The organism is Ruegeria sp. CH2 (genome assembly GCF_056537065.1).
This window is the reverse complement of record NZ_JBQFQV010000009.1, coordinates 141,135-163,568: the sequence shown is the minus strand read 5'-3', so window position 1 is coordinate 163,568 and position 22,434 is coordinate 141,135. Positions and strand designations below refer to the sequence as shown.

Genomic DNA, 22,434 nt, shown 5'->3' with positions numbered 1-22,434 from the left:
GCCTGCTGGCCAACACCCTCACCGCCTGCTGCCGCGCAAACAAACTCCCAGAACCAGAAGGCCTGACCGCGTGATATACGCGGGGGCCGGAGCGGGGCGTTTCAGAGTGCAAGGTACCCTATACCTGCAAATGCAACACAACATCCAAGCCACTGCTGAAGAGCCATTTTTTCCTTCAATATGGCCCAGGCCAGAACTACGGTTAACAACCCAAAAACGGATGCCGAGACCGAGGCAAATTGTGCATTGGGCAAACCACCCGCTGAGACCACGCAAAGGATGGCAACTGCATCCAGAACACCCATCACACATAACAGGGGCATCGCTTGGGGTCCGGGCCAGATTGCTTTTCCAGATGCCACAGCAACCATCCCCAGAGTCAGGATTGCCGCCAATCGGCTGACCAGCGAGACCGAGTACTCGTTGCTAAGCTCGGTTGCATATTGTCCTAGGGCAAAGGCCGCCGCGAAGCCGACGGCCGCAACCAGCGACAGCAGTATTGTTGGGCCTGTTGCCGGATACACCACCGCATCCCGTTCGGACTTGGCTGCGACCACGGAAACCCCGATGCCAATCGCAATGACGGCAAGCCAATGCAGCGGGCTGATAGTTGCACCCCGCCATATGGCCAGCAACACGGACAAGACCGGGTAACTCGCGACAAGTGGCGCAACCGACCGAACCGGGCCACGCTGAAAAGCGGCATACATGCTGATACCCGCCAACAGATAAAACCCGCCCGCGGCGACAGCGGTGAACACTGCGGCACCAGAAATCGAGTCAAATGTACCCAGCGTCACCGTCAGACCAAACTGAAGCACCGCGCCCGATATCAGCACGACCATCAGCGACGCGATCACGCTGACAGACTGGCTGACATAACGTACTGCCAGATCGTGTATCCCCCAGCAAAGTGCCGCGACCAGGCCAAGCGCCAGAGCAGTCATTTTGTCATCACCATCATCGGCTTTGTTTCAATCCGCTTGAGACCATGCATACGTCAAACTGTCACTGGTATTAAACTTATTTTCCTGTTATGCAATATTATTGAAGCCAAAGGCAGTAAGAGGCAGCACATGACGTCTGCATTAGAGCAACTTGGCGGTGAGAGCCGGCTGCGCAGTCTGGTTGAGCGTTTCTATGATCGGATGGAAACGGATCCGGCAGTTTATTCCTTGCACAGGCTACACTTTCGCGGCCATGGGCTAAACCATACCAGACAGGCCCAGTTCGAGTTTCTCAGCGGTTTTCTGGGAGGGCGGGCCTATTACCGCGAACGATTTGGTCATATGGACCTGCGCGAAATTCATGCGCATGTCCCTATCCGCGAAGCTGATGCCGAGCTTTGGCTGGAGACGTTTGACGCCGCGCTGGCGGATTGCGGCATGTCCGGTCCGGTTGTCGATAGGATGCGCGTGACGTTGCGCAGGGCGGCGCTCATGCTGGTCAATGACGTACCTGACTGGCGGCTGGAGGCGGATGCGGGCGCAGATGCCCGTGACACACAGCGTGAAAAGAGCGACTAACTTCGCGTGGCCATCGCAGAAACAGGGCCGCCTATGGCGCGGCCCCGATATGCAACCCTGCAATCCGACTTAGATATCGAGCGTGTTGTCTTTTTCCCAGCGCGAGAAATGGGAAACAAAAGAGTTCCATTCCTGATGCTTCATTTTCAGGAAAGCTGACGAGAATTCGGAACCCATCATCGCCTTCAGCTCTTTGTCCTTGTCGTATTCGCGCAGCGCATCAAGCATGTTCAGGGGCAGTTTCGGTGCACCGCGTACCTTATGGCCTTCGGCATACATATCGATGTCCCAGCGCTTGCCGGGATCGGCCTTGGACCGGATACCTGACAGCCCGGCCGCGATGATGACGGCCTGTAGCAGGTAGGGGTTGGTTGCGCCATCGGGCAAGCGCAATTCGAAACGTCCGGGGCCGGGAACGCGCACCATGTGCGTGCGGTTGTTGCCGGTCCAAGTCACCGTGTTAGGCGCCCAGGTAGCACCGGATATCGTCCGCGGCGCGTTGATGCGTTTGTAGCTGTTCACCGTGGGGTTGGTGATCGCCGCCAGTGCCGAGGCGTGTTTCATGATCCCGCCGAGGAAGTGCTTGCCGCGTTCTCCCAGACCAACCTCGCCGGTTGGGCCGTCACCCTCTCCTGCGAATACATTGGTTTTGGCGGCATCACCCGGCGCATCCCAGACCGAGATATGGGCGTGGCAGCCATTGCCGGTCAGTCCTTCGACCGGTTTCGGCATGAATGTCGCCCGAAGCCCGTGTTTTTCCGCGATCGATTTTGCCATGAACTTGAAGAAGGAATGCTTGTCTGCTGTGCGCAGGACATCATCAAATTCCCAGTTCATCTCGAACTGGCCGTTGGCATCCTCGTGGTCGTTCTGGTACGGACCCCAGCCCAGGTCCAGCATGTAGTCACAAATTTCGCGCACCACATCATAACGGCGCATCACGGCCTGTTGGTCATAACAGGGCTTTTCGGCTGTATCAAACGGATCACTGATCTGTTCGCCATCCGGGGTCATCAAAAAGAACTCGGCCTCGATCCCGGTTTTGACATGCATGCCCTCGCTTGCCGCTTCGCCAATCAGGCGGCGCAGAACATTGCGCGGGGCTTGCGCGACGTCCTTGCCTTCCATCACACAGTTGCCCGCAACCCATGCCACCTCTGGCTTCCATGGCAGCTGGATCACCGATGACGGGTCCGGCACCGCCAGCATGTCAGGATGCGCAGGGGTCATATCCAGCCAGGTGGCAAACCCGGCAAAACCAGCGCCATCTTCCTGCATCTCGGCAATGGCTTGCGCTGGCACCAGTTTGGCCCGCTGTCCACCAAACAGATCGGTGAACGAGATCATGAAGTATTTGACGCCTTTTTCTTTTGCGAAAGCTGCGAGATCTGTCGTCACGATTGCTTTCCTTTCCCTGTTGAATTTTCGGTTTTCAAAGCAAGAACGCGGCCCCCATTCAGGAGGCCGCGTCGCATATGTTCAGAACCCTTCCTTGCCCGGGTACCAACTGGTTCCCGCTAAGGGCACCCGCGCCATCGCGGCGGCCTCCATGGTCAGGGCACACAGGTCCTCCGGCTCGAGGTTGTGCAGGTGGTTGTGACCGCAGGCGCGCGCAATGGTCTGCGCCTCTAACGTCATGACCTTCAGGTAGTTGCGCAGCCTGCGACCCGCTTCGACGGGGTTCAAGCGCGCGGCAAGCTCTGGGTCCTGCGTTGTGATGCCAGCGGGGTCGCGCCCTTCGTGCCAGTCATCATAGGCCCCTGTGGTCGTGCCCAGTTTCTGATACTCGGATTCCCATTTGGGATCGTTGTCGCCAAGGGCCACCAGAGCGGCGGTGCCAATGGCGACCGCATCGGCCCCAAGCGCCAATGCTTTGGCCACATCTGCACCTGTTCGTATGCCACCCGAAATGACCAACTGAACTTCACGATGCACACCTAGATCCTGCAACGCCTGCACGGCGGGGCGGATACAGGCCAGTGTGGGCAAGCCAACATGTTCGATGAACACATCCTGCGTGGCAGCTGTGCCACCCTGCATCCCGTCCATGACCACGACATCAGCCCCGGCCTTTACCGCCAGTGCAGTATCATAATAGGGGCGCGTCGCGCCGACCTTGACATAGATCGGCACCTGCCAACCGGTGATTTCGCGCAACTCAAGGATCTTGATCTCCAGATCGTCCGGCCCGGTCCAGTCCGGATGGCGACAGGCCGAACGCTGGTCGATGCCTTTGGGCAGGGTCCGCATTTCGGCCACACGGTCGCTGATCTTCTGACCCAGAAGCATCCCGCCACCGCCGGGTTTAGCGCCTTGCCCGACCACGACTTCAATCGCATCCGCCTTACGCAAATCATTCGGGTTCATGCCGTAGCGCGAGGGCAGATACTGGTAGACCAGCTTGGATGAATGACCCCGTTCTTCCGGGGTCATGCCGCCATCACCGGTTGTGGTCGACGTGCCCGCAGCAGATGCGCCACGGCCCAAAGCCTCTTTGGCAGGACCAGACAACGCGCCGAAACTCATACCCGCGATGGTGATCGGAATGTCCAACTTGATCGGATTTTTCGCAAAACGTGTGCCTAGCGTTACCGAGGTATCGCAGCGTTCGCGATATCCTTCCAGCGGATAGCGCGAGATGGATGCGCCCAAAAACAGCAGATCGTCGAAATGAGGGACCCTGCGCTTGGCTCCGCCACCGCGAATATCATAGATGCCGGTCGCAGCAGCGCGTCGGATCTCGGCATTGATGGGGTTGGAGAACGTCGCCGACTGGATCGGCAGGGTGCGGGGGATCTGATCGTCCATATCTTTCATACCCTTCTTCCTCAGTATGCGGCGGCGTTGTCGATGTCGAAATTGTACAGCTGCCGAGCCGAGCCGTAGCGTTTGAACTCTTCCGGTTTGGCATCACAGCCCGCCCGGTCCAGCAGGTCTTTCAGTATCTCCAGATGTTCGGGACGCATTTCCTTCTCGATACAATCGGCACCAAGACTTTTGACCGAGCCGCGCACGAACAGCCGCGCCTCGTAGAGTGAATCCCCCAGCGCATCGCCTGCGTTTCCGCAGACCACCAGGTTTCCGGCTTGCGCCATGAAGGCGGACATGTGGCCGATATTGCCGTGCACGACGATGTCGATGCCTTTCATCGAAATGCCGCAGCGCGAGCTTGCATTGCCCTTGATCACCAGCAATCCGCCATGGCCGGTCGCGCCGGCATATTGGCTGGCGTCACCATCGACGATGACCTGACCGGACATCATGTTCTCTGCAACACCCGGCCCGACGGACCCTTCGACCTTGATAGTTGCCTGCTGGTTCATCCCCGCGCAGTAATACCCGGTCGATCCCTTGACCGTCACCTCGATCGGCGCGTCCAGCCCAACGGCAATCGCATGGCTGCCCTTGGGATTTACAATTTCCCAACGGGTCTGGTTGGTCTCGGAATTTTGTGCCTGCAAGCAAGAGTTCAATCCGCGCAGCCCGTCTGCCTCTAGATCATAGGTCTGCATATCAGGCGGCCTTTTCGTGGGTTGTGGGGCTGTCGTTGTGCGACCAGAAATAAACGGTGGACGGTTCAGGTTCCCAAACTCGTGCATCTTCGATGCCGGGCAGGTTCACTAGGGCGCGATACTCGCTGCCAAAAGCCACATACTGATCGGTTTCAGCCATCACGGCTGGTTTACACGCGATCGGATCACGCACGACGCCAAAGCCGTCCTTGGTTCCCACGACAAAAGTGAAGAAACCGTCCAGATCATCGATGCTGGATTCCAGAGCCTCGCCCAAGGTGGCACCATTCATCATCTTCCAGGTCAGGTAGGCTGCGCCAACTTCGGTGTCGTTCTCTGTCTGGATCGTTACACCCGCGCGGCGCAGTTTGCGGCGCAACGAGTTATGGTTGGACAGCGACCCGTTATGGACCAGACATTGGTCGGACCCTGTATTGAACGGGTGGGCACCCATTGTGGTCACCGCAGATTCCGTCGCCATGCGGGTGTGTCCGATGCCATGCGTGCCGCTCATTCCGCTGAGGTTAAAACGCTCGGCAACATCCTTCGGCAGGCCGACTTCCTTGTAGATTTCAAGGCTGTCACCACGGCTCATCACCCGGACCGACGGGCGGATCTCAGCCAGAGCGGACCGTGCAGCTTCGAACTGACCGGCAGGAATTTCCAAAACGGCATGTGTGTCGTTGTTTCTTTGACCAACAGACGTACCCAGGCTTTTGCCCAACTCGTCCGCAAGGTCGACAAAATCGGTTTCGGGGTTGGGGGACTGAACCGTAATCTTGGTTTTACCCGCCGATTCTGCGCCATAAATCGCAATACCGGCACTGTCGGGGCCACGATCTGTCATCGTGATCAGCATGTCTGTCAGCATATTGCCCAGTTGAGGAGCAAGGGACTGATCTTTGAGGAATAATCCAACAATTCCGCACATGGCTGGCAGATCTCCTTGTGTGTTTCGTTATGATTCGACGGTACCAATTATTCTGCAGGATATCAATAACGGTAGGAAAGTTTTTTTCCTGTCAGGCAATGGACGCATCCATTGATCTTGCGCCCATTGCCGGTTCTCAAAACCGGATCAATAACGATCCAGCTGTGCTTTTACTCTGTCTTCGTCTCCTGCGTGACGGGCTTTTTCAAGATGCTCGCCCTCGCGGACAAATTGGATACGGTGCCAGCCGACCCAGAAGACAACGCCGATGATGACCATCAGAATTTCGTACCCCTGGAAAGGATAGACCGGTCCGACTTCGGCAAGATCAACGGACCAACTTGTATATCCGATTGTAGACATAACGTTCTCCTCTATTTCGCGGCTGCGCCGCGGGCGGCCAGCTCTTCTTTGTCAGCCGCGATGATCGCTGCTTTGGCATCTTCGTAGGCATGGTGTTCGGCGTAATCGAGGCCCTGAAGCTCAACCTCTTCCGGTATGCGAAGAACACCGGCAGCAGCTTGCAACTTGGCCACGATCCAACCGGGCATGAAACCCAGCACAAAGAACATTATGACTGCACCGGTGACCTGTCCGACCGGATTGATCGTCGCATATCCTTCGTAAGGCGAAGACGGGACACCCCACAGGACAAACCCAGCAATGATGAGGCCAATGACACCTGAGTACCCGTGCACTGCAACCGCCCCGACAGCATCATCCAGCTTGAACCGGCGTTCGACCCAGTAGTGCAGCTTGTAGACAATCACGACACCGATCGCGCCGATGATCATCGCCTGGATCGGGTGGTACAGGTCATTCCCTGCGGATGCCGTGATAACACCGGCCAGCCCGCCAGAGAACGTCCAGAAGGCATCGCCTTTTGAAACCACATACGCCGCCATCAATCCACCAGACAGAGACATCAGGAAATTGAAGGTGATCGCCGAGAGAGTCGTCGGAGCCAGATAGATGTTTGTTGCGGTCCAGGTCACACCAGTGATCTGCCCGTCAATCGCCTCGGGAGAGATCACCGGAACGTTGCAGGCAGCGTAGAAACCCCAGAAACCGGTGTAGATCAGGAAAATCCCGATCGTCAGCATCCACGGATTGTGAGGTGGAATATCCCGAGGAGTTCCGTCCTTAGCAAACTTGCCAAGGCGTGGACCCAGAACCATGATCACACCAAGCGCATACCCCCCGGCGATCGCGTGAATAACGCCGGATGCATAGGCATCATGATACCCCAGAACACGCACCATCCAGCCGGCATAGTGCCAACCCCATGCGGCATCGATGATCCAAAAGACCGACCCGATCAGCACCGCATGTACCCAAAGGGCCGAAGATCTGATCCGCTCGATCACCGAGCCGGAAACGATCGAGGCCGCGGTCCACGAAAACAGCAGGAATGCGGCCCAGAAGACCCCTGTGATTCTGTCGCCAAGGTTGGTGGCCATTGTGTCGGCCCAAGGCAGATTCGCGGCACCCGCTTCTGCATCCAGACCGCCCCAGAACGGAAAGTTCGGAAAGGCCCAATAGATCCACCATCCAAAGAAGAAGAACGTGACCGTCACCAGCGGGATGATCATGATGTTTTTCATCAATGTGTGCATGTGGTTACGCGCTCGGCTGGCGCCGACCTCGTACATGCAAAAGCCCACATGGATGAGGAACATGAAGACGACCGTTACCCAGTAATAAAACTCGGTAAAGACCGTCGTGAGTGCGTTTAGATTACCATCCACTTCGTAGTCTCCCTGTTGTTGCAGCAGGAGGTCCGCCCGCGCAGAATTTCCTGCTGGGAATATTTATCTACTCAGAGGACATTTTCATTTGCGACCTGTCAATAGATATGTGGGGCAAACACCTTTTAGGCCTGTCCGTAACCTAAGCTTTGGCACACCAAAAACGGACCTAAACATCTGACAAACAACTAACAAATTCCCTTCTCAGGAATGTTTTCAGGGTGCAAAAATTGCAGGCAAATATTCCCAGCAGGAAAATTTTCTGCACTCAGGTGTTGATTTTCAATCCAACATCGGCCTCAATGTGGCCAACAAAAACGATCAACGGGAGACCTGAACCATGGCCATTCTTTGGAGGACGTCGGCCCTTGCGCAGCGCCATGCCGAGATCGGCGGCGAGCTTGAGGACTGGAACGGAATGGGGACCGCTTGGTTCTATGACCACAGCCCTGAACGTGCCAAAGCGGACTACGAAGCCATCCGCACCAAAGCTGGTCTTATGGATGTATCCGGCCTGAAAAAGGTTCATGTGGTTGGCGAGGATGCCGCCTATGTTATTGATCGTGTCACCACGCGGAATGTGGAAAAAATCATGCCTGGCCGATCGACCTATGCCTCGATCCTGAATGCCGAAGGCAAGTTTGTTGATGACTGCATCATCTATCGTCTGTCGGTGAACACGTGGTTGGTGGTGCATGGCACCGGAACAGGCATGGAGCAGCTGACATCCGTGGCGGCAGGCAAGAACTGCTCGGTCATTTTTGACGACGACATGCATGATATGTCGCTGCAAGGGCCAGTCGCCGTTGATTTCCTGGCAAAGCATATCCCCGGCATTCGTGACCTGGCTTATTTCGGCATCATGCAGACCAAGCTTTATGGGTGCCCGGTGATGGTTTCGCGGACCGGGTATACCGGTGAGCGTGGGTACGAGATTTTCTGTCAGGCCAAACATGCTGTGCATCTGTGGGACAGCATTCTGGCTGACGGCAAGGACATGGGCATCGTACCAGTCCAGTTCTCGACACTCGATCTGCTGCGCACCGAAAGTTACCTGCTGTTCTATCCGGGCGATAATTCGGAAACCTATCCGTTCGATGGTGAGACATGTGGCGATACGCTGTGGGAACTGGGTCTGGATTTCACTGTCTCGCCCGGCAAGACCGGCTTTATCGGCGCCGAGAACCATTATGCCTCGAAAGGCAAGGAACGGTTCAAGATCTATGGCGTCAAGTTGGAAGGCACGACACCGGCGAATGAGGGCGCGGACCTGCTGCAGAATGGTGAAAAGGTCGGTGTTGTCACCTTTGGCATGTATTCCGAAATCAACGGGCATAATGTGGGTATCGCGCGGATGCCGGTTGCCTGCGCATCGCCCGGAACCAAGCTGACGGTGCGCAACGGAGATGGAACGGAAATAGCGGCGACTGCGGAAGAGATGCCGTTCTACGATCAGGATAAATCGATCAGAACCGCAAAGGGCTGAGTTTCAGGGGGCGCAACGGGCATACCGTGGCGCCCTTTTCCTATTTGAGGGTACAATGTCAAAGTTCGAATTTCCCAAGTCAATCACAAGCCGACCGATCTGGGGCACGCTGGAAGCTCGCAAGGGTGACCATCATCTCATGATCGCCGAAGCCGAAGGCGCAGAAGCCGTTCTCGACATCGCGACGCCTGATCTGATGGCCAAAACGCATCTGATCTACATCCCTAAAGGGACGGACTACTCGGAAAGGTTGCAGGCGCTGAACCCCGCCCAATTCTACGAAGGTCCATCCTATGCGGCCGCGCTGCAACGCATCCGCCGCGTGCTGGAGGACGCGCATATGGGATTGCAGGTCTATCTGAGCGGTACTGAGGGCATGATGGGTCAGGCCATGAATGAGGTGACAGCAGTCGGCCTGCCACACACGGCGATACAGACCGAACATCGCGGTTCGGTTGCACGCCGGATGCAATGCGTGCACTGCAAAGGCATCACCGAAGATGTCGAGGTTGATCCGTTTGTCTGCTCGCATTGCGGGCTGAATCTGTTCGTGCGCGATCACTACTCCCGCCGGCTTGCCGCCTATCAGGGTGTCCGTGTCGACGCCGAAGATCATGGCAACGTGCCCGAGCCAAAGGGGATCTACGAATGAGTGGTGCCGAGAAAATTCAGGTCAAAGTGACCGAAATCACCCCGCTGAATGAACTGGTGACGCGGTTCCGGTTCGAACGCATCGACGGCGGTCAGTTGCCAACATTTTCGGGCGGAGCGCATACCGTTGTCGAAATGAAGGATGGCGGCATCACACGGCTTAATCCTTATTCCCTGATGTCCGACCCGTTTGATCAGTCATCCTATACGATCTCGGTCCGCCGCGATGATGAAGGCAGGGGCGGTTCGTTGTTCATGCACCGTCAGGTAAAGCTGGGTGATGAAATGACCATCAGTTATCCGGTCAACCTGTTCTCTCTTGACTTGCGCGCCCGCAAGCACCTGTTTCTGGCCGGTGGCATTGGCATCACGCCCTTTCTGGCGCAGATCAAGCAACTCGAACTGCTGCACGGGCACTGGGAACTGCATTACGCGTGTCGCAACACGGCATTGGCGTCTTATGCCGAGCAACTGACAGACAGGCATCCGAATGAAACCCATCTGTATTACGACGACCAAGACCAGCAGATTGATCTGAAAAACCTGCTGAGCGGGCAACCCTTGGGTACACATGTATATGTCTGCGGTCCCAAGGGCATGATTGATTGGGTGCGCAACACCGCGGCTGCCGAAGGCTGGCCCGAGGATTGCGTCCATTACGAAGAGTTTCTGGCCCCGCGACCCGGCAAACCGTTCGAAGTGCGGTTGGCCACATCGGACAAAGTTATTCATGTGGGCGAGAATGAAAGCCTGCTGGAGGCGATCGAACGTGAAGGCGTGGATGCACCGTATCTGTGCCGCGGCGGGGCTTGTGGCCAATGCGAAACCGTTGTGCTGGATCATGATGGCAATTTCGTTCACCGCGACCACTGGCTGACCGACGAAGAAAAGGCAGCGGGCAAGAAAATCATGCCTTGCGTATCGCGTTTCGAGGGCAAGTCCCTTGTGCTGGACCGCTAAGAGGAGGCCCAACATGACCATTCAATTCAACGACGAGTCCTTCCGCGACGATTATACGTTTCATAACTCGGACTGGGCGATAAAACGCTTTCCGTTTCCGTTCCACGAAGACAGCTACATGTATTCGGTCAACATGGAACAGCATCGCGGCGGGCCCGAAGGGTCAGTCTATGAAAAGCGGTTCGATGTGGACGAACATTATGTTTCGGAAATGAAAGACCGCGCCATCGTTCTGGATCAGGACCCGCTGCGTTGCCAGTCTTTGCCACACATGACATTGGCGGGTTGGGACATTCTGGAACTGATTATGGTTTGCAAGTCCGAGGATTACCCGGATCTGTTTGAACTGCACCGCAACGGCAACCAGTGGCGCTGGATCAACAAACCATTGGGGATTGATCACAGCTTTACCTTCATGGATGAAACCACCCTGCCCTGCGGGCCGATGGAATATATCACCCGTCAGGCCCAGGGTGACTATGCGATGCTTGATCAACGTGACGACATGCTGTGGATGGATGCCGGAATGGTGACCACCCAGGCCGACTGGAGCCTGGATTTCGACATTGGCATGAACTTTTTCGAATGGCACGCCCCGGTACCACTGGCCCACGAGATGGGTATCTTTCAGCGTGCGCTGAAATTCTTGCTGAGTATTCAGCAGGGCGCACCCGCACGCCGCCTGAACTGGACCATGACGGTCAACCCGCTTTTGGATACCAGCCCGGAGAACTACCATAAATGGGGTATTCAGAAAACCACACTGACACCGGAGAATATTGGCCAAAAACAACATCTTCGGGTCGAGTTGCAGACATTCTTCCGACTACCGCGTTCAAACGCGCTGTTATTCCCAATCCGCTGTTATCTGTGTAGTTTTCAGGATCTGATGACTGTACCGAAATGGGGTCGTCGCCTGCATCGTGTTGTTCGTGATCTGCCAGTGGAACTGGCAACCTACAAAGGGTTCATCGACAACCGGCCGCTGATGCTGGACTATCTCAGCCAGTTCGACGACGGGTTGCCCACCTCGCCCGGGATCTGGCCGGATCTGGAAACGGAACCCCCCTTGTCAAAGTAAACCGGCAATGTCAGGTGTCTTGGCTGTTATGACTGATCCAGACAGAACACCGTGGCTCATCCCGAGCGATGACTTCGCTCTGTATGACGCTCTGGCGCTGCTGCGCGAGTCCTTTCGGTACATGGATGCTCGGATCGACCCTCCGTCGTCCATCCATCGTCTGAACGTGGACGGAATGCTTGCGCATTGTCAAAGTGGCGGAGAAATCTGGGCCATCGGCCGACCGCTTTTCGCCTGCATGTTTCTAACGCCCAAGCCCGACAGCTTGTACCTTGGAAAGCTGGCAGTGAAGGACGGATTGCGAGGACAGGGTATTTGCCGGTCCTTGGTGGATCATGCTGCAATCCGCGCAGCGCAGCTTGGCCTGCCCGCGCTGGAACTGCAAACGCGCGTGGAGCTCACTGAAAACCATCGCATATTTTCCAGGCTTGGGTTCACGATTGTCAGCACGGGCAGCCATGAGGGGTATGACAGACCCACAGATTTCCTGCTGCGCAAGCCGATCAGTTTGTCTGCGGATAGCTGATCACTGAAAGATAGCGTGCCGGCAGATTGACCAACCGTTCCGGGCCGTGGGGTGCGTCGGCGTCAAAGAACAGGGTATCGCCGGGCTTCAGGGGATAAATCTGGTCCCCGTGGCGATAGTCTACCTCGCCTTCAAGCATGTAAATCGTCTCAATTCCGCCATGTTGGAACGTTGGGAACACATCGGATTCAGCAGTCAGTGTGATCAGGTAAGGTTCCACGATTACACCTGATCCATTGGCGCCGATATGCCCAAGCAGGTTGTACTGATGGTTGGCGCGAGTTCCCTCGCGCTCCAGTTCGACCCCTTCACCAGCTTTCGTATGAACCGCCTCGCGGCGTTCTTCAAACTGACGGAAAAAGCTAGTCAGAGGAACCGAGAGCGCATCCGCCAGCAATTGCAGGGTTGTCAGAGAAGGTGACGTGTTGCCGTTTTCGATCTTCGACAACATGCCGATTGACAACCCAGTTAGCTGAGCCAGGTCTGCAACCGTGATGTTCTGCTGTTTACGAAACGCTCGAACCTCGCGACCAATGGCGACTTCGAGAACTTTTTCCCTGTCACCCGAACGAACCGAATGCGGGTCCTGACTCAGATTTATCGCCATGTCTTTGTCTTTTTTTTTCAATTTCACTCTTTCAACGTCTTGCTACACTTGTCCAAACCGGTTCTGCAACCAGGCGCGGTGCAATAGCCCATCCAATTCGGACCACAATAGCACCAAGCTTTCCTGATAGTAAAATAATCATGCTGACAGAGAATATGAGCACACTGTTCAATCGCAGGAACCGTTCCGCTGCACGCAGGTGTTTTGCCAAAACGCTGGACTGCCAGGTTTCACTGCATCAATCTGAAATCTCGGCTAAATCGACCCAGCGATTTACTTGGGTCGATTTCAGTACTGCGCCACAGAATCGCATTTCGTAGCGACCGTCTTCAAATGTCGCCAGTTGCGTAAAGTGCGACATGCTGCCTGTCGTCAGGGAATTTGGGACAGTTGGCCGCCTGAACTAAGAGAGGATCAGGCTCACCTGGTTGTTTTGATTATGCGGCGGATTCGAGGTGGAGCAAGCGCCGGGTTTCGATTGTCTTTTGTTTGGTCCTTCCTCGTTGTCTTAGTATGGTCTGCCCGCGTCCGAAGTAGACATCGGCCGGGGTTAGGTGTTCAGTTTCGGCATCTGGTGGATTGGATTTAGGATGGATCGATCTGGTTTTGATGTCCAGATTTTGCAGATGTATTCATATGGTGCGAGACCGCTGAGCGTCATCAGTCTGAGGGCAAAGTTGTAGGGGTCAATTGCGGAAGAGTGTGGAATCCAACGCTAAGAAAACAATGACGCCATTGCGGGACGGGGCGAAATGACACTCTGAGCGATTTCGTGTTGCGCGCGCTCACAGCACCTGTATGCCGCAGGGACGGAATTTTCGGCGCCGCGGTGCAGCGCGGAGACCGGCCATTCATCGACTGCGCAGCAATTTTCGGACACCCAATTTACGAGTCGCGGACGAGAGTCCTATTTCGCTGCGGTTGCACCAACGTCCGGTCGCACGACGGGTTTCTAGTCAACGATCACCACCTGCCCTGTGAGAGCACCCTCGACACATTTCGCATATGCCAATCCAACATGATGGGATGAAACCGGTTTGTGGCCGTGAAACCATGCGCCGTAACGTGGCGCGGACACGTCCAACATGCCCGGACTGACAACATTGACTCTCAACCCGCGCGGCATCTCGATTGCAGCGCTCTTTACGAAGCCTGCCAATGCTCCGTTAGCGGTTGCCGCATTTGAACCCATTCTGATCGGATCGCGATCAAGAACACCGCTTGTCAGAGTGAAGGAACCTGCATCCGAAATGACGTCCAGCCCAGCCAGGACAAGGTTCACTTGCGCCATAACCTTTTGCTGAAGACCCACCATGAAGGTCACTTGGGTCATCTGCGGCAACGGGGCAAAGGTCGCGTCGCCTGCACAGGACACCACAGCATCGAAATTGCCGAGGCTTTCATACAGTGATTTCACCGCGTTTAAGTCACTTGAATCGACCCGATGGTCCCCACTTGAACGTCCCACTGTGACGATTTCATGCCTTTGCCGAAGCTCCTTGCAGGCAGCTTGTCCAATATCACCACCTGCTCCGACTACGATAATTCTCATGCCTGATCCTTCAATATCTCATCATAGCGTTTCAGTTTTCGATTTAGGATCACGCGGCATCGGTCCAGATCGGCCTGTCGATCTTCCAGGCGGCGGCTATGTGCCAAAAGGGCAGCTTTGCGCTCAGGGACTTTGCCGTCGCCGGATGCGTAAAGCTCCGCAAAAGCCCGCATTTCTGCCAAAGGCATACCTGTCGAACGAAGGGACGCCAGTAACTCTAACCAATCGGCATCTGTCTTCGAGAATTTGCGCTTGCCATCCGCGCCGCGTTGGACGAATGGACACAACCCCGATTTCTCATAGAAACGAATTGTTGAAGCGCTGAGTCCGGTGCGTTCTGCAACTTCTGAAATCATCATGCGATCTGATCCTCTCGCCCAAGTCCCTACCTACCTGAAGCTACTTCAGGTCAAGCAACTTCTGCAGAAACTCTCAAAAGCCGCCATTCTCGCATCGCGCAGCTTCGGCCACTCTGGCTCGCTGCAAAGCGCTTGGGCAGTATCGATGCGGACAGACAGGACTTGGCGCGCCGCGGCCAAGGTCAGCTTTCGACGTATCAGGCAGCCACCATATCAACTTCGGCAGCCGAGAATCCAAAAGAAGCGACCATGTTCCGATGGGCATCGGTCCCAAGGAATTGCGAAAGAACTGCGTCGACTTCGTTCCGCAGGTTTGTGTCGTTCAAACCAAACGCGAATGACCCGAACGCAGGAGGTTTTTCTGAGTTTGGCACAAGGATCAGTTCCAGGTCCCATTCCGGGTTCTGCTCGATAAATCCACCATGCGCTCGACCCACGCTGGCATAGGCATCGGCGGTGCCTTCACAAACAGCTTGTGCGGCCTCGGCATATGTTTCGAAAATCATGATGCGCTCTGCGCTGACGCCAAATTCAATCGCCGAGCGATGCTGAAACTGGTCCCGGATAACCGCCAAACGGATATCAGAATTGTCGGCAACCGATCGATATCCGCTCAAACCCATCTGATTGCCCCCAGCCACCAGGAGCCCGTCGGGTAGCGCCCAGATCGGGCGGCTGAACAATGCGCTCTTCCTGCGTTCTTCCGTTCCAAAAAGACCGGTCGTCATGCGCCATCGGCCATCCCCGACCCCGGGCAAGAGTTCAGCAAATTCCGTTTCTACCGTTTCAAAACCGGCAATGCCAAGTTGCGCCAATACATACCGCGCGAGTTCAACGTCACAGCCCGTGACGAGGCCTGTTGCATCGACGTAATTGAACGGCGGTTCGATCAGGTAGGCAAACTTCATGGGTCATCCTCTTTGGTGTCCGGGCCATAGCTGGCGATCTTGATGGCGAGGATACTTTCGCATTTTTCGAGAGTAGCGCGTTTGGCTTTTAGCGTTGACGCGTGGCCCAACAGGATTTGTCGCCGTTCTTCGATACCTGCATCGCCCACTTTGGCAAGAGTCGTGAACCGACGCATTTGCTTGAGTGGCATGCCGGTTTCGCGCAGCCAATAGAGCAGAGTCAGCCACTCGACCAAACGAGGCGTAAACCGACGATGTCCATCGGTGCCACGCTCGATCTCTGGCAGCATTCCCGACTTCTCGTAGAACCTTATAGTATGTGCGGATAGCCCACAGGCTTCCGCCGCTTCAGCAATTCTCATCTTCGCAAATGTTCCTCTGATCTCTGGGTAGCGAGTTAGAGCCACTCTAAGTCAATAGCGACTATTGAAAAGCCGGCATTCGTGCAGAGTGCGGCATCTGTCAAACTGGGCTCTGGGCGGTCATCGAAGGCGGAGCAGCATCTGAATTAAGAGAGATCTGTGGAGCCATCGAGGACGGCCCAAACCAATCTCTCAGCGCAACCCCATACTCTGCGGTCGCTGCCCGAAATTCAGACATTCGCTGCAGGCACGAAAGGTAGGATCACCGCAAGGTCAGCAGTGCGAACAAAGCTGGCATCAGCAATTCGTGTTTGAGACCCACTACCGATGCAAGTCTCCGTTCAAGTAGCGCAGACCGGTGTCGATGATCACGGTCACTACGGTTTTGCCCGGTCCAAGTTCCTTGGCCTTTTTCAGGGCCGCCCAGATGTTTGCACCTGACGTCACACCGCCAAGCAAACCTTCCTGGCCAGCGAGCGCCCGGGCCCCCCAATAGGCGTCTTCATCCTTCACTGGAATTACATCATCGATGAGGTCCCTGCGCAGGATCTTCGGCACGAAGGTTAAGCCTATCCCCTCGAGCTTGTGCGTACCACTGGTGTCACCTCCTGAGAGGTTGCGCACGTAGTAGGGCTCCACGGCGACAACTTCGGTGTTGGGATTGTGCGTCTTCAAGACCTCGGCATTGCCCGAAATGCAACCGCCACCGCCCGCAGCCATGACGAAGGCATGTACGGGAGTGTTTACTTGGCTCAGAATTTCCTGAGCCATGTCGTGATACCCCAGCTTGTTATCTATGTTGTTCACCTGATCCGGCCAAAACGTGCCCGGTTCCCCGGCCAGTTCTTTTGCGCGCACAATCATCCGGTCGAGTACATCCGCAGTCAGCACGCCGCCCTCGGCGTGAACAATTTCCACTTCCGCGCCGAACGCTCTCATCGTTTGTAGCTTTTCCTCGGAGAACCCGTTTGAAGACACAAAGTAGGCCTTATACCCGCGAGTGGCACAGACCATCGCCAGCGAGCTTCCGGTGCTGCCACCAGTGTACTCGACAACGCGCCCACCGGGCTTCAACTCTCCGCGCCGTTCGGCCCCTTCGATCATCGACAAGGCCATGCGGTCTTTCATGCTGCCCGTTGGGTTGGCCCCTTCCCACTTCACATAGATGTCGGCGTGATCGGGTCCTGTCAGATGGGACAGTTTGATGAGTGGGGTATTGCCGATGGTGGTCATTTTGGAGCCTTTCGCGGACTGTCATCACCAGTGGCTTCCATAAGTTAAGTCACATACTGAGTCAAACTTCCATTTTTTAAGTAACTGCGCTAAGTTCAACAAATTGACAGCTAACATGAGGACGGAATGACCCAAACAGAGCATGAGTTTCGTTCCCGATGCTCGATTGCGCGCAGCCTTGAGATCCTTGGTGACAAATGGACCCTGCTGGTGGTGCGAGACCTGTTGTGGCACGGAAAACATACATTCCAGGAATTGCAGAACAGTGAGGAACACCTGCCCCCAAACCTTCTGTCTCAACGACTAAAGCGGTTGATGGAGTGGGGGCTTGTGGAGCGGGTGGCCTATCAGGTCAGGCCAGTGCGCTATCGTTACATGCTTACCGACCGGGGGCGAGCGTTAGAGCCAACCTTGTTGGGGATCATGAACTGGGGGCACTTGCACTTAGGGGGAGGACTGTTCGACCCAACGCTTGGCAAGACAGTGGCTGGAACATCGGTCTGAGTTTCCAGACACGTTCGTTCTGGGTTCGTAGCAGACCTGGGAGCATGCGCGTCAACTAGATTCCAGAGTTTGCGACACATCCTCGGCATGTCCGAAGCAGAATACCAACGGCTTCGCGATCTGACCAGCGAATGGCGTTTCGGCAACAACTATCTGCTGACGATCCTCCTGGAACACTTAGACGATGTTGTGGACAGGAGGCTTGGAGCACCGTGATGGCGGACTTCATCGAGGAATACGGTCAGCCGGAAAGCGGCAGATTGCGTTAGCTGACGATGAGGCCCGGCCGATAGTGTTGAAAAACTCTGATTTTGCCCAAAAGTGGTGGAATAGTTGGCCGTAGAGAGCAAGTCGAAGACCCCGGCTAGGCGTAAGAACACAGCTTCGACGTCGTCAATCTGGATTTGACCAAGGCTTCGGCAAAGGTGACGGCACAGGCAACACCATCAACAACTGGCAAACCAAACTCCTCGGATAATTGTGACATCAAGTCTGTCATTCCGGCACAACCCAGAACGATGGCTTCAGCTTTGTCCTCGTCAATGGCGGCGCGAATTTCAGCCCGTATCTTATCTATTGTCGCCGGATCGTTTTCCTCAAGCTTCAGAACCGGCACGTCCGATGCCCGAACCCGGGCACATCTGCGATCCAGGCCATATTTCAGCAAATTGGTTTCCAACCCAGCCAGAGATCGGGACAGCGTAGTAATGACGCTGAATTTTGGACTGATCATGGAGGCCGCGTGATAGGCGGCCTCACCAACACCAACGACCGGAGCCGAGGTGATGCAACGTACAGCGTCGACGCCTGTGTCATCGAAACAGGCCACTACGATGCCATCCACATCCGGATGCTGCTTGACCACATCCAACAAGCCCGGAACACAAGTAGAGACATCCAGATAGCCCTGTATGCTGGCGGGACCGTCTTGCGAAGTGGCAGCAATAATCATGGTTTCAGGATGCGCAGCCGCCCGCGCTGCCTCTTCTATCTTTCGCGTCATGGAACTGGTGGTGTTGGGATTGACGACTAGAAGTTTCACAACGTCCTCACATTTCTCCGCCCAGATAGGCGGCTTTGATCCGGGGATCAGTCAACAGCTCTTTGGAATTGCCCGAGATCACCACATTTCCAGTGGTTAGTGCATAGGCACGGTGCGAAATCGAAAGCGCCATGCGCGAGTTCTGTTCGACCAGCAGCACAGACACACCTTCGTCCCGGTTGATAGCTACAATAGACCGCGCAATGTCTTGCACCAGCTTGGGCGCAATTCCCAACGACGGCTCATCCAGCAACAGAAGGCGTGGCTTTGCCATCAGAGCGCGCCCGATCACCATCATCTGCTGCTCGCCACCCGACAAGGTTCCTGCCGACTGGCTGTAGCGCTCTTTCAGACGCGGAAACCGTTCCAGAACCGAATCCAGAGTGCGCTGAACATCCGCTTTGTCCGAGCGGGTAAACGCCCCCATCAGAAGATTGTCTTTTACCGACATGTACGGGAAGACGCGCCGCCCTTCGGGCACCATAGCGATGCCTTTCGAGACGATCTCGGCCGGATTGGTTCCGGCAATCTGTTCGCCCTCGAACGCAACCGAACCGGATTTGATCTTCGCCAGCCCAGTGATCGCCCGCAGGATCGAGCTTTTGCCTGCCCCATTGGCACCGATCAGAGCAACCGTTTCGCCTTGCTCAAGATCTATTGATACCCCTTTAAGGGCATAGACGTGATCGTAGTAAAGCTCGACATCCTTGAAATCTAACATCTTGGTCATGGCTCAGATCCCAATCTCGTCGTCGGCGCTGCCCAGATAGGCTTCGATAACTTTTTCGTTGTTCTGGACTTCTACCGGTGTGCCCTCGGCGATCATCTCACCGAAGTTCAGCACGACGATCCGGTCCGAGATATTCATCACCGCAGGCATGTCATGTTCTACCAGTAGAACGGTCACCCCCCGGTCATCTCGCACCTTGCGCACCAGATTGACCATTTTCATGGTCTCGTCATGGTTCATCCCGGCGAAGGGTTCATCCAGCAGCAACACTTTGGGATCGGTCGCCAGACCAATCGCGATCCCCAACGCCCGCAGGTTGCCCTGCGGCAGGTTTGAGGCCTGTTCGTTGGCGATCTCGGTCATGCCGAGGAATTCGATCAGATCGTCGGCATATTGCCCGAAGCTGTCGACATCTTCATGCGCCGTTTTTGTGCCCCAGAAATACCCGGCCAACGAAGCACGGGCCCTTAAGTGCTGAGCGACGATGATGCTTTCGCGCACTGTCATGGATTTGAAGATCGTCGTTTCCTGAAACGTACGGACAATGCCTTTGCGGGCCACTGCGTGTGGTTTCAGGTTTGAAATTCTCTCGCCCTTGAACAGCACCTCTCCGGTCGTGGTCGGCAGGAAGGATGAGATCATCTTGAACAGTGTGCTTTTGCCCGCACCGTTCGGTCCGATCACCGACAGGATCTCGTTTTCATTGACGTTGAACGAGATGTTGCTGTTCGCGGTCAGGCCACCGAATTTCTTGGTGACATGGCGGACTTCCAGAAGATGGCTCATTTGTCCTCTCCTTTCTTGCCAGGCAGACGCAGGCTGAGCAGCCCGTTGGGCAGGAACAGCATCAGGATGATCAGCAAGCTGGAATAGGCCAGCAGCTGGAAACGACCCAACTCGAACAACAGGTCCCAGCCAAAATACAGGACCAGCGTGCCCAACATCGGGCCAAACACATATCCCAGACCACCGAGGAAGCAATTCAGCATGAAGTTCACACTGTCGGCGACCTGAAAGCTGGACGGATAAACCGATTGCGCGATCGATCCGAACATCGCACCGCCAATGCCGCCCAGAAAGGACGAGATGGCAAAGACGATGACCCGGATATACGAGATGTTCACACCTATGGAGCTGGCCAGTTCCTCATTCTGCTGCATCGAGCGGCAAAGGTGGCCAAGGCGCGAATTCACCAGCCGGTACATGGCGGCAAAGGTCAGGACCATCAGAACACAGGCGGTGTAGTAGAAGGCCAGTCTTGGGTTCTCCAGTGTTCCGAAATCGGGTATCAGAGGGATACCCAGGATCGACACCCCGCCCGGAAGCGGGATCGAGGTGATGCCCTTGGCACCATTCGTGACAGGCAAGGCAAGCGCAGTCAGGGTGACGACCTGTGTCAGCACCAGCGAGATCATTGCAAAATACACGCCCCGCAGCCGCAGGATCGGCAGACCGATCAGAACCGCCACACCGGCTGCAAAGAGGCCCGCAAGCGGCAGGGACAGCCAGAACGAAATGCCAGCCTTGGTCACCAGAATGGCCGAGACATAAGCTCCGATCAGGGCAAAGGCGCCCTGCCCTATGTTAATGCGACCGATATAGAAGGTCAGCCAGACACCGGCACTGGCGATCGACAGCAGCGCTACCGAGGTCAGCGTGTAGTACAGGTCAGACCGTCCGGAGGCGGCGACAAAGCTGGGAACCGCGATGAAGATGGCCAGCAGGAAGACCGCCACACCGGCCCATTGGATCATTGAAAATTTTGGCACTGCGTTATCCCCACGGTTTGCCCATCAGGCCCTGCGGGCGGATGGCCAGGAAAATCATCAGCGAGACGAAGATCAGCAGATAGGTGATATCGCCATATTGCGAGAGCACCGCTAAACCGATGGCTTCCATGAAGCCAAGGATGATACCGCCTGCGATTGCGCCGGAAATCACACCTGCGCCGCCGATCATGACCATCATGAAAGCCTTGATTGAGGTCGGTCCGCCCATACCCAGATTGACGCCGGTAATAGTCACGAGCAGACCGCCGACCAGACCAGCCAGCATTGCGCCCAATGCAAATCCAATCATGGAGTAGCGAGCAACATTGACTCCCATCAGTTGGGCAGCGGTTCTGTCCTGCGCCAGCGCACGCAGGGCGCGGCCGGTTTTGGAATACTGCATAAACAGGATGAAAGTGACGATCGACAGAATAGCCAGCACGCAGATCAAAATACGGTCATATGGCATGATCAACTTGAAATCCCAGTTGAAAACCCCGTTGACGATCTTGGGCACACCGCGCTGTTTTTCTCCAAAGACCAGCAGGATGACCGCGTCAAACAGAAACGCCAGTCCCGCCGCCAGCAGCATTGTGCTTTCTTCGCGCGATGACCGTCGTATGACTGGGGCGAACAGAAACCGTTCTATCAGCGCGCCGAGCACGGCCAGAGTGATACAGGACGCCAGCAGCGCAAGGATGAAAGGCCAGCCAAGTTGTCCGTAGAAGGTGTAGGTCACAAAGCCGCCGAGAACGTACATCTGTCCGTGAGCAAAATTCAGTACGTTCATCAGGGCAAAGATCAGCGTCAGACCCAAGGCGATCATCGCATATTGCGCGCCCAGATAGATGCCGTTTGCTAGTATCTGTTCCATGATAGTCCCGCGTTAGGTTCGGGTTTCCCGGGCCGATCATCAGCCCGGGAGTTTGAGTGGCTCGTTAGGCTTT

General features: G+C 55.8%; 26 protein-coding genes and 1 pseudogene. 8 read left to right on the top strand and 19 right to left on the bottom strand.

The features are described 5' to 3' along the window. Window positions 1-101 precede the first annotated feature (101 nt). On the bottom strand, window positions 102-947 hold the full coding sequence (locus ACR0M9_RS13785; RefSeq protein WP_480773869.1) for an EamA family transporter: 846 nt from the start codon (window positions 945-947) through the stop codon (window positions 102-104). Between the two features lie 129 nt (window positions 948-1,076). Here ACR0M9_RS13785 and ACR0M9_RS13780 point away from each other — a divergent pair, with 129 nt between their 5' ends. Next, window positions 1,077-1,526, top strand: coding sequence for a group II truncated hemoglobin (locus tag ACR0M9_RS13780; protein WP_480478526.1), 450 nt, complete (start codon window positions 1,077-1,079; stop codon window positions 1,524-1,526). A 69-nt stretch (window positions 1,527-1,595) separates the two neighbouring features. On the opposite strand, the gene glnT is transcribed toward ACR0M9_RS13780, so the two are convergent. From glnT to ACR0M9_RS13750, 6 genes are all read right to left on the bottom strand, one after another. Continuing rightward, the gene (glnT, locus tag ACR0M9_RS13775) at window positions 1,596-2,924 is read right to left on the bottom strand and encodes a type III glutamate--ammonia ligase (protein ID WP_480483615.1); all 1,329 of its coding nucleotides are present in this window, start codon (window positions 2,922-2,924) and stop codon (window positions 1,596-1,598) included. A gap of 81 nt (window positions 2,925-3,005) precedes the next feature. Continuing rightward, window positions 3,006-4,334: an FMN-binding glutamate synthase family protein gene (locus ACR0M9_RS13770; RefSeq protein ID WP_480483619.1), complete on the bottom strand. Its 1,329-nt coding sequence runs from the start codon at window positions 4,332-4,334 to the stop codon at window positions 3,006-3,008. Between the two features lie 20 nt (window positions 4,335-4,354). Then, on the bottom strand, window positions 4,355-5,038 hold the full coding sequence (locus ACR0M9_RS13765) for a protein GlxC (protein WP_480483614.1): 684 nt from the start codon (window positions 5,036-5,038) through the stop codon (window positions 4,355-4,357). A 1-nt stretch (window position 5,039) separates the two neighbouring features. Further along, window positions 5,040-5,969 carry a class II glutamine amidotransferase gene (locus ACR0M9_RS13760; RefSeq protein ID WP_480545992.1) on the bottom strand — a complete coding sequence of 310 codons (930 nt, stop codon included), beginning with the start codon at window positions 5,967-5,969 and terminating at the stop codon, window positions 5,040-5,042. Between the two features lie 147 nt (window positions 5,970-6,116). Next, window positions 6,117-6,332: a hypothetical protein gene (locus tag ACR0M9_RS13755; RefSeq protein ID WP_480773868.1), complete on the bottom strand. Its 216-nt coding sequence runs from the start codon at window positions 6,330-6,332 to the stop codon at window positions 6,117-6,119. A gap of 11 nt (window positions 6,333-6,343) precedes the next feature. Continuing rightward, complete coding sequence (locus ACR0M9_RS13750; protein ID WP_480483611.1) at window positions 6,344-7,717, bottom strand: ammonium transporter; 1,374 nt, start codon at window positions 7,715-7,717, stop codon at window positions 6,344-6,346. 340 nt (window positions 7,718-8,057) lie between these two features. Between ACR0M9_RS13750 and ACR0M9_RS13745 the strand changes: the two genes are divergently transcribed. The 5 genes from ACR0M9_RS13745 to ACR0M9_RS13725 are packed head-to-tail and all read left to right on the top strand — an operon-like array spanning window position 8,058 to window position 12,421. After that, window positions 8,058-9,203, top strand: a complete 1,146-nt coding sequence (locus tag ACR0M9_RS13745; protein WP_480478538.1) for an aminomethyl transferase family protein — start codon at window positions 8,058-8,060, stop codon at window positions 9,201-9,203. Window positions 9,204-9,258: 55 nt separating this feature from the next. Continuing rightward, window positions 9,259-9,855 carry a dimethylamine monooxygenase subunit DmmA family protein gene (locus tag ACR0M9_RS13740; protein WP_480487939.1) on the top strand — a complete coding sequence of 199 codons (597 nt, stop codon included), beginning with the start codon at window positions 9,259-9,261 and terminating at the stop codon, window positions 9,853-9,855. Continuing rightward, entirely contained in the window at window positions 9,852-10,814 is a 963-nt protein-coding gene (locus ACR0M9_RS13735; RefSeq protein ID WP_480773867.1) for a PDR/VanB family oxidoreductase, read from the top strand. The genes ACR0M9_RS13740 and ACR0M9_RS13735 overlap by 4 nt, the downstream gene beginning before the upstream one ends. Before the next feature lie 13 nt (window positions 10,815-10,827). After that, window positions 10,828-11,895 (top strand): heme-dependent oxidative N-demethylase family protein, encoded by a 1,068-nt coding sequence (locus tag ACR0M9_RS13730; RefSeq protein WP_480773866.1) that lies wholly within the window; start codon window positions 10,828-10,830, stop codon window positions 11,893-11,895. Between the two features lie 7 nt (window positions 11,896-11,902). Next, on the top strand, window positions 11,903-12,421 hold the full coding sequence (locus ACR0M9_RS13725) for a GNAT family N-acetyltransferase (RefSeq protein WP_480492855.1): 519 nt from the start codon (window positions 11,903-11,905) through the stop codon (window positions 12,419-12,421). On the opposite strand, the gene ACR0M9_RS13720 is transcribed toward ACR0M9_RS13725, so the two are convergent. The 7 genes and pseudogenes from ACR0M9_RS13720 to ACR0M9_RS13690 all read right to left on the bottom strand — a co-directional run bounded on the left by ACR0M9_RS13720 (window position 12,399) and on the right by ACR0M9_RS13690 (window position 17,442). Beyond that, window positions 12,399-13,028: a helix-turn-helix domain-containing protein gene (locus tag ACR0M9_RS13720; protein ID WP_480483605.1), complete on the bottom strand. Its 630-nt coding sequence runs from the start codon at window positions 13,026-13,028 to the stop codon at window positions 12,399-12,401. The genes ACR0M9_RS13725 and ACR0M9_RS13720 overlap by 23 nt on opposite strands. 550 nt (window positions 13,029-13,578) lie before the next feature. Continuing rightward, window positions 13,579-13,710, bottom strand: a pseudogene (locus ACR0M9_RS13715) (IS481 family transposase); the annotation flags it as partial. 270 nt (window positions 13,711-13,980) lie between these two features. Next, window positions 13,981-14,580, bottom strand: coding sequence for a short chain dehydrogenase (locus tag ACR0M9_RS13710; RefSeq protein ID WP_480483604.1), 600 nt, complete (start codon window positions 14,578-14,580; stop codon window positions 13,981-13,983). After that, a complete protein-coding gene (locus tag ACR0M9_RS13705; protein ID WP_480558960.1) occupies window positions 14,577-14,939 on the bottom strand; it encodes a MerR family transcriptional regulator in 363 nt (120 codons plus the stop codon). Before ACR0M9_RS13705 ends, ACR0M9_RS13710 begins: the two co-directional genes overlap by 4 nt. A gap of 197 nt (window positions 14,940-15,136) precedes the next feature. Beyond that, window positions 15,137-15,847: a transporter substrate-binding domain-containing protein gene (locus ACR0M9_RS13700; protein WP_480773865.1), complete on the bottom strand. Its 711-nt coding sequence runs from the start codon at window positions 15,845-15,847 to the stop codon at window positions 15,137-15,139. Next, a complete protein-coding gene (locus tag ACR0M9_RS13695) occupies window positions 15,844-16,209 on the bottom strand; it encodes a MerR family transcriptional regulator (protein WP_480773864.1) in 366 nt (121 codons plus the stop codon). Before ACR0M9_RS13695 ends, ACR0M9_RS13700 begins: the two co-directional genes overlap by 4 nt. A gap of 321 nt (window positions 16,210-16,530) precedes the next feature. After that, window positions 16,531-17,442: a PLP-dependent cysteine synthase family protein gene (locus ACR0M9_RS13690; RefSeq protein WP_480773863.1), complete on the bottom strand. Its 912-nt coding sequence runs from the start codon at window positions 17,440-17,442 to the stop codon at window positions 16,531-16,533. A gap of 126 nt (window positions 17,443-17,568) precedes the next feature. On the opposite strand from ACR0M9_RS13690, the gene ACR0M9_RS13685 reads away from it, so the two are divergent. Both ACR0M9_RS13685 and ACR0M9_RS13680 read left to right on the top strand, forming a co-directional pair. Then, window positions 17,569-17,946, top strand: a complete 378-nt coding sequence (locus tag ACR0M9_RS13685) for a winged helix-turn-helix transcriptional regulator (protein WP_480487944.1) — start codon at window positions 17,569-17,571, stop codon at window positions 17,944-17,946. Window positions 17,947-18,033: 87 nt separating this feature from the next. Continuing rightward, complete coding sequence (locus ACR0M9_RS13680) at window positions 18,034-18,162, top strand: hypothetical protein (protein WP_480528895.1); 129 nt, start codon at window positions 18,034-18,036, stop codon at window positions 18,160-18,162. Window positions 18,163-18,310: 148 nt separating this feature from the next. Here the strand turns inward: ACR0M9_RS13680 and ACR0M9_RS13675 are convergent, their stop codons facing one another. The 5 genes from ACR0M9_RS13675 to ACR0M9_RS13655 are packed head-to-tail and all read right to left on the bottom strand — an operon-like array spanning window position 18,311 to window position 22,361. After that, on the bottom strand, window positions 18,311-18,988 hold the full coding sequence (locus tag ACR0M9_RS13675) for an aspartate/glutamate racemase family protein (RefSeq protein WP_480483598.1): 678 nt from the start codon (window positions 18,986-18,988) through the stop codon (window positions 18,311-18,313). Between the two features lie 7 nt (window positions 18,989-18,995). After that, window positions 18,996-19,718 (bottom strand): ABC transporter ATP-binding protein, encoded by a 723-nt coding sequence (locus ACR0M9_RS13670; RefSeq protein ID WP_480487946.1) that lies wholly within the window; start codon window positions 19,716-19,718, stop codon window positions 18,996-18,998. 3 nt (window positions 19,719-19,721) lie between these two features. Next, window positions 19,722-20,504, bottom strand: a complete 783-nt coding sequence (locus tag ACR0M9_RS13665) for an ABC transporter ATP-binding protein (protein ID WP_480773862.1) — start codon at window positions 20,502-20,504, stop codon at window positions 19,722-19,724. Further along, a complete protein-coding gene (locus ACR0M9_RS13660) occupies window positions 20,501-21,472 on the bottom strand; it encodes a branched-chain amino acid ABC transporter permease (RefSeq protein WP_480483618.1) in 972 nt (323 codons plus the stop codon). The genes ACR0M9_RS13665 and ACR0M9_RS13660 overlap by 4 nt, the downstream gene beginning before the upstream one ends. A gap of 19 nt (window positions 21,473-21,491) precedes the next feature. Continuing rightward, entirely contained in the window at window positions 21,492-22,361 is an 870-nt protein-coding gene (locus tag ACR0M9_RS13655) for a branched-chain amino acid ABC transporter permease (RefSeq protein ID WP_480483595.1), read from the bottom strand. Window positions 22,362-22,434 lie beyond the last annotated feature (73 nt).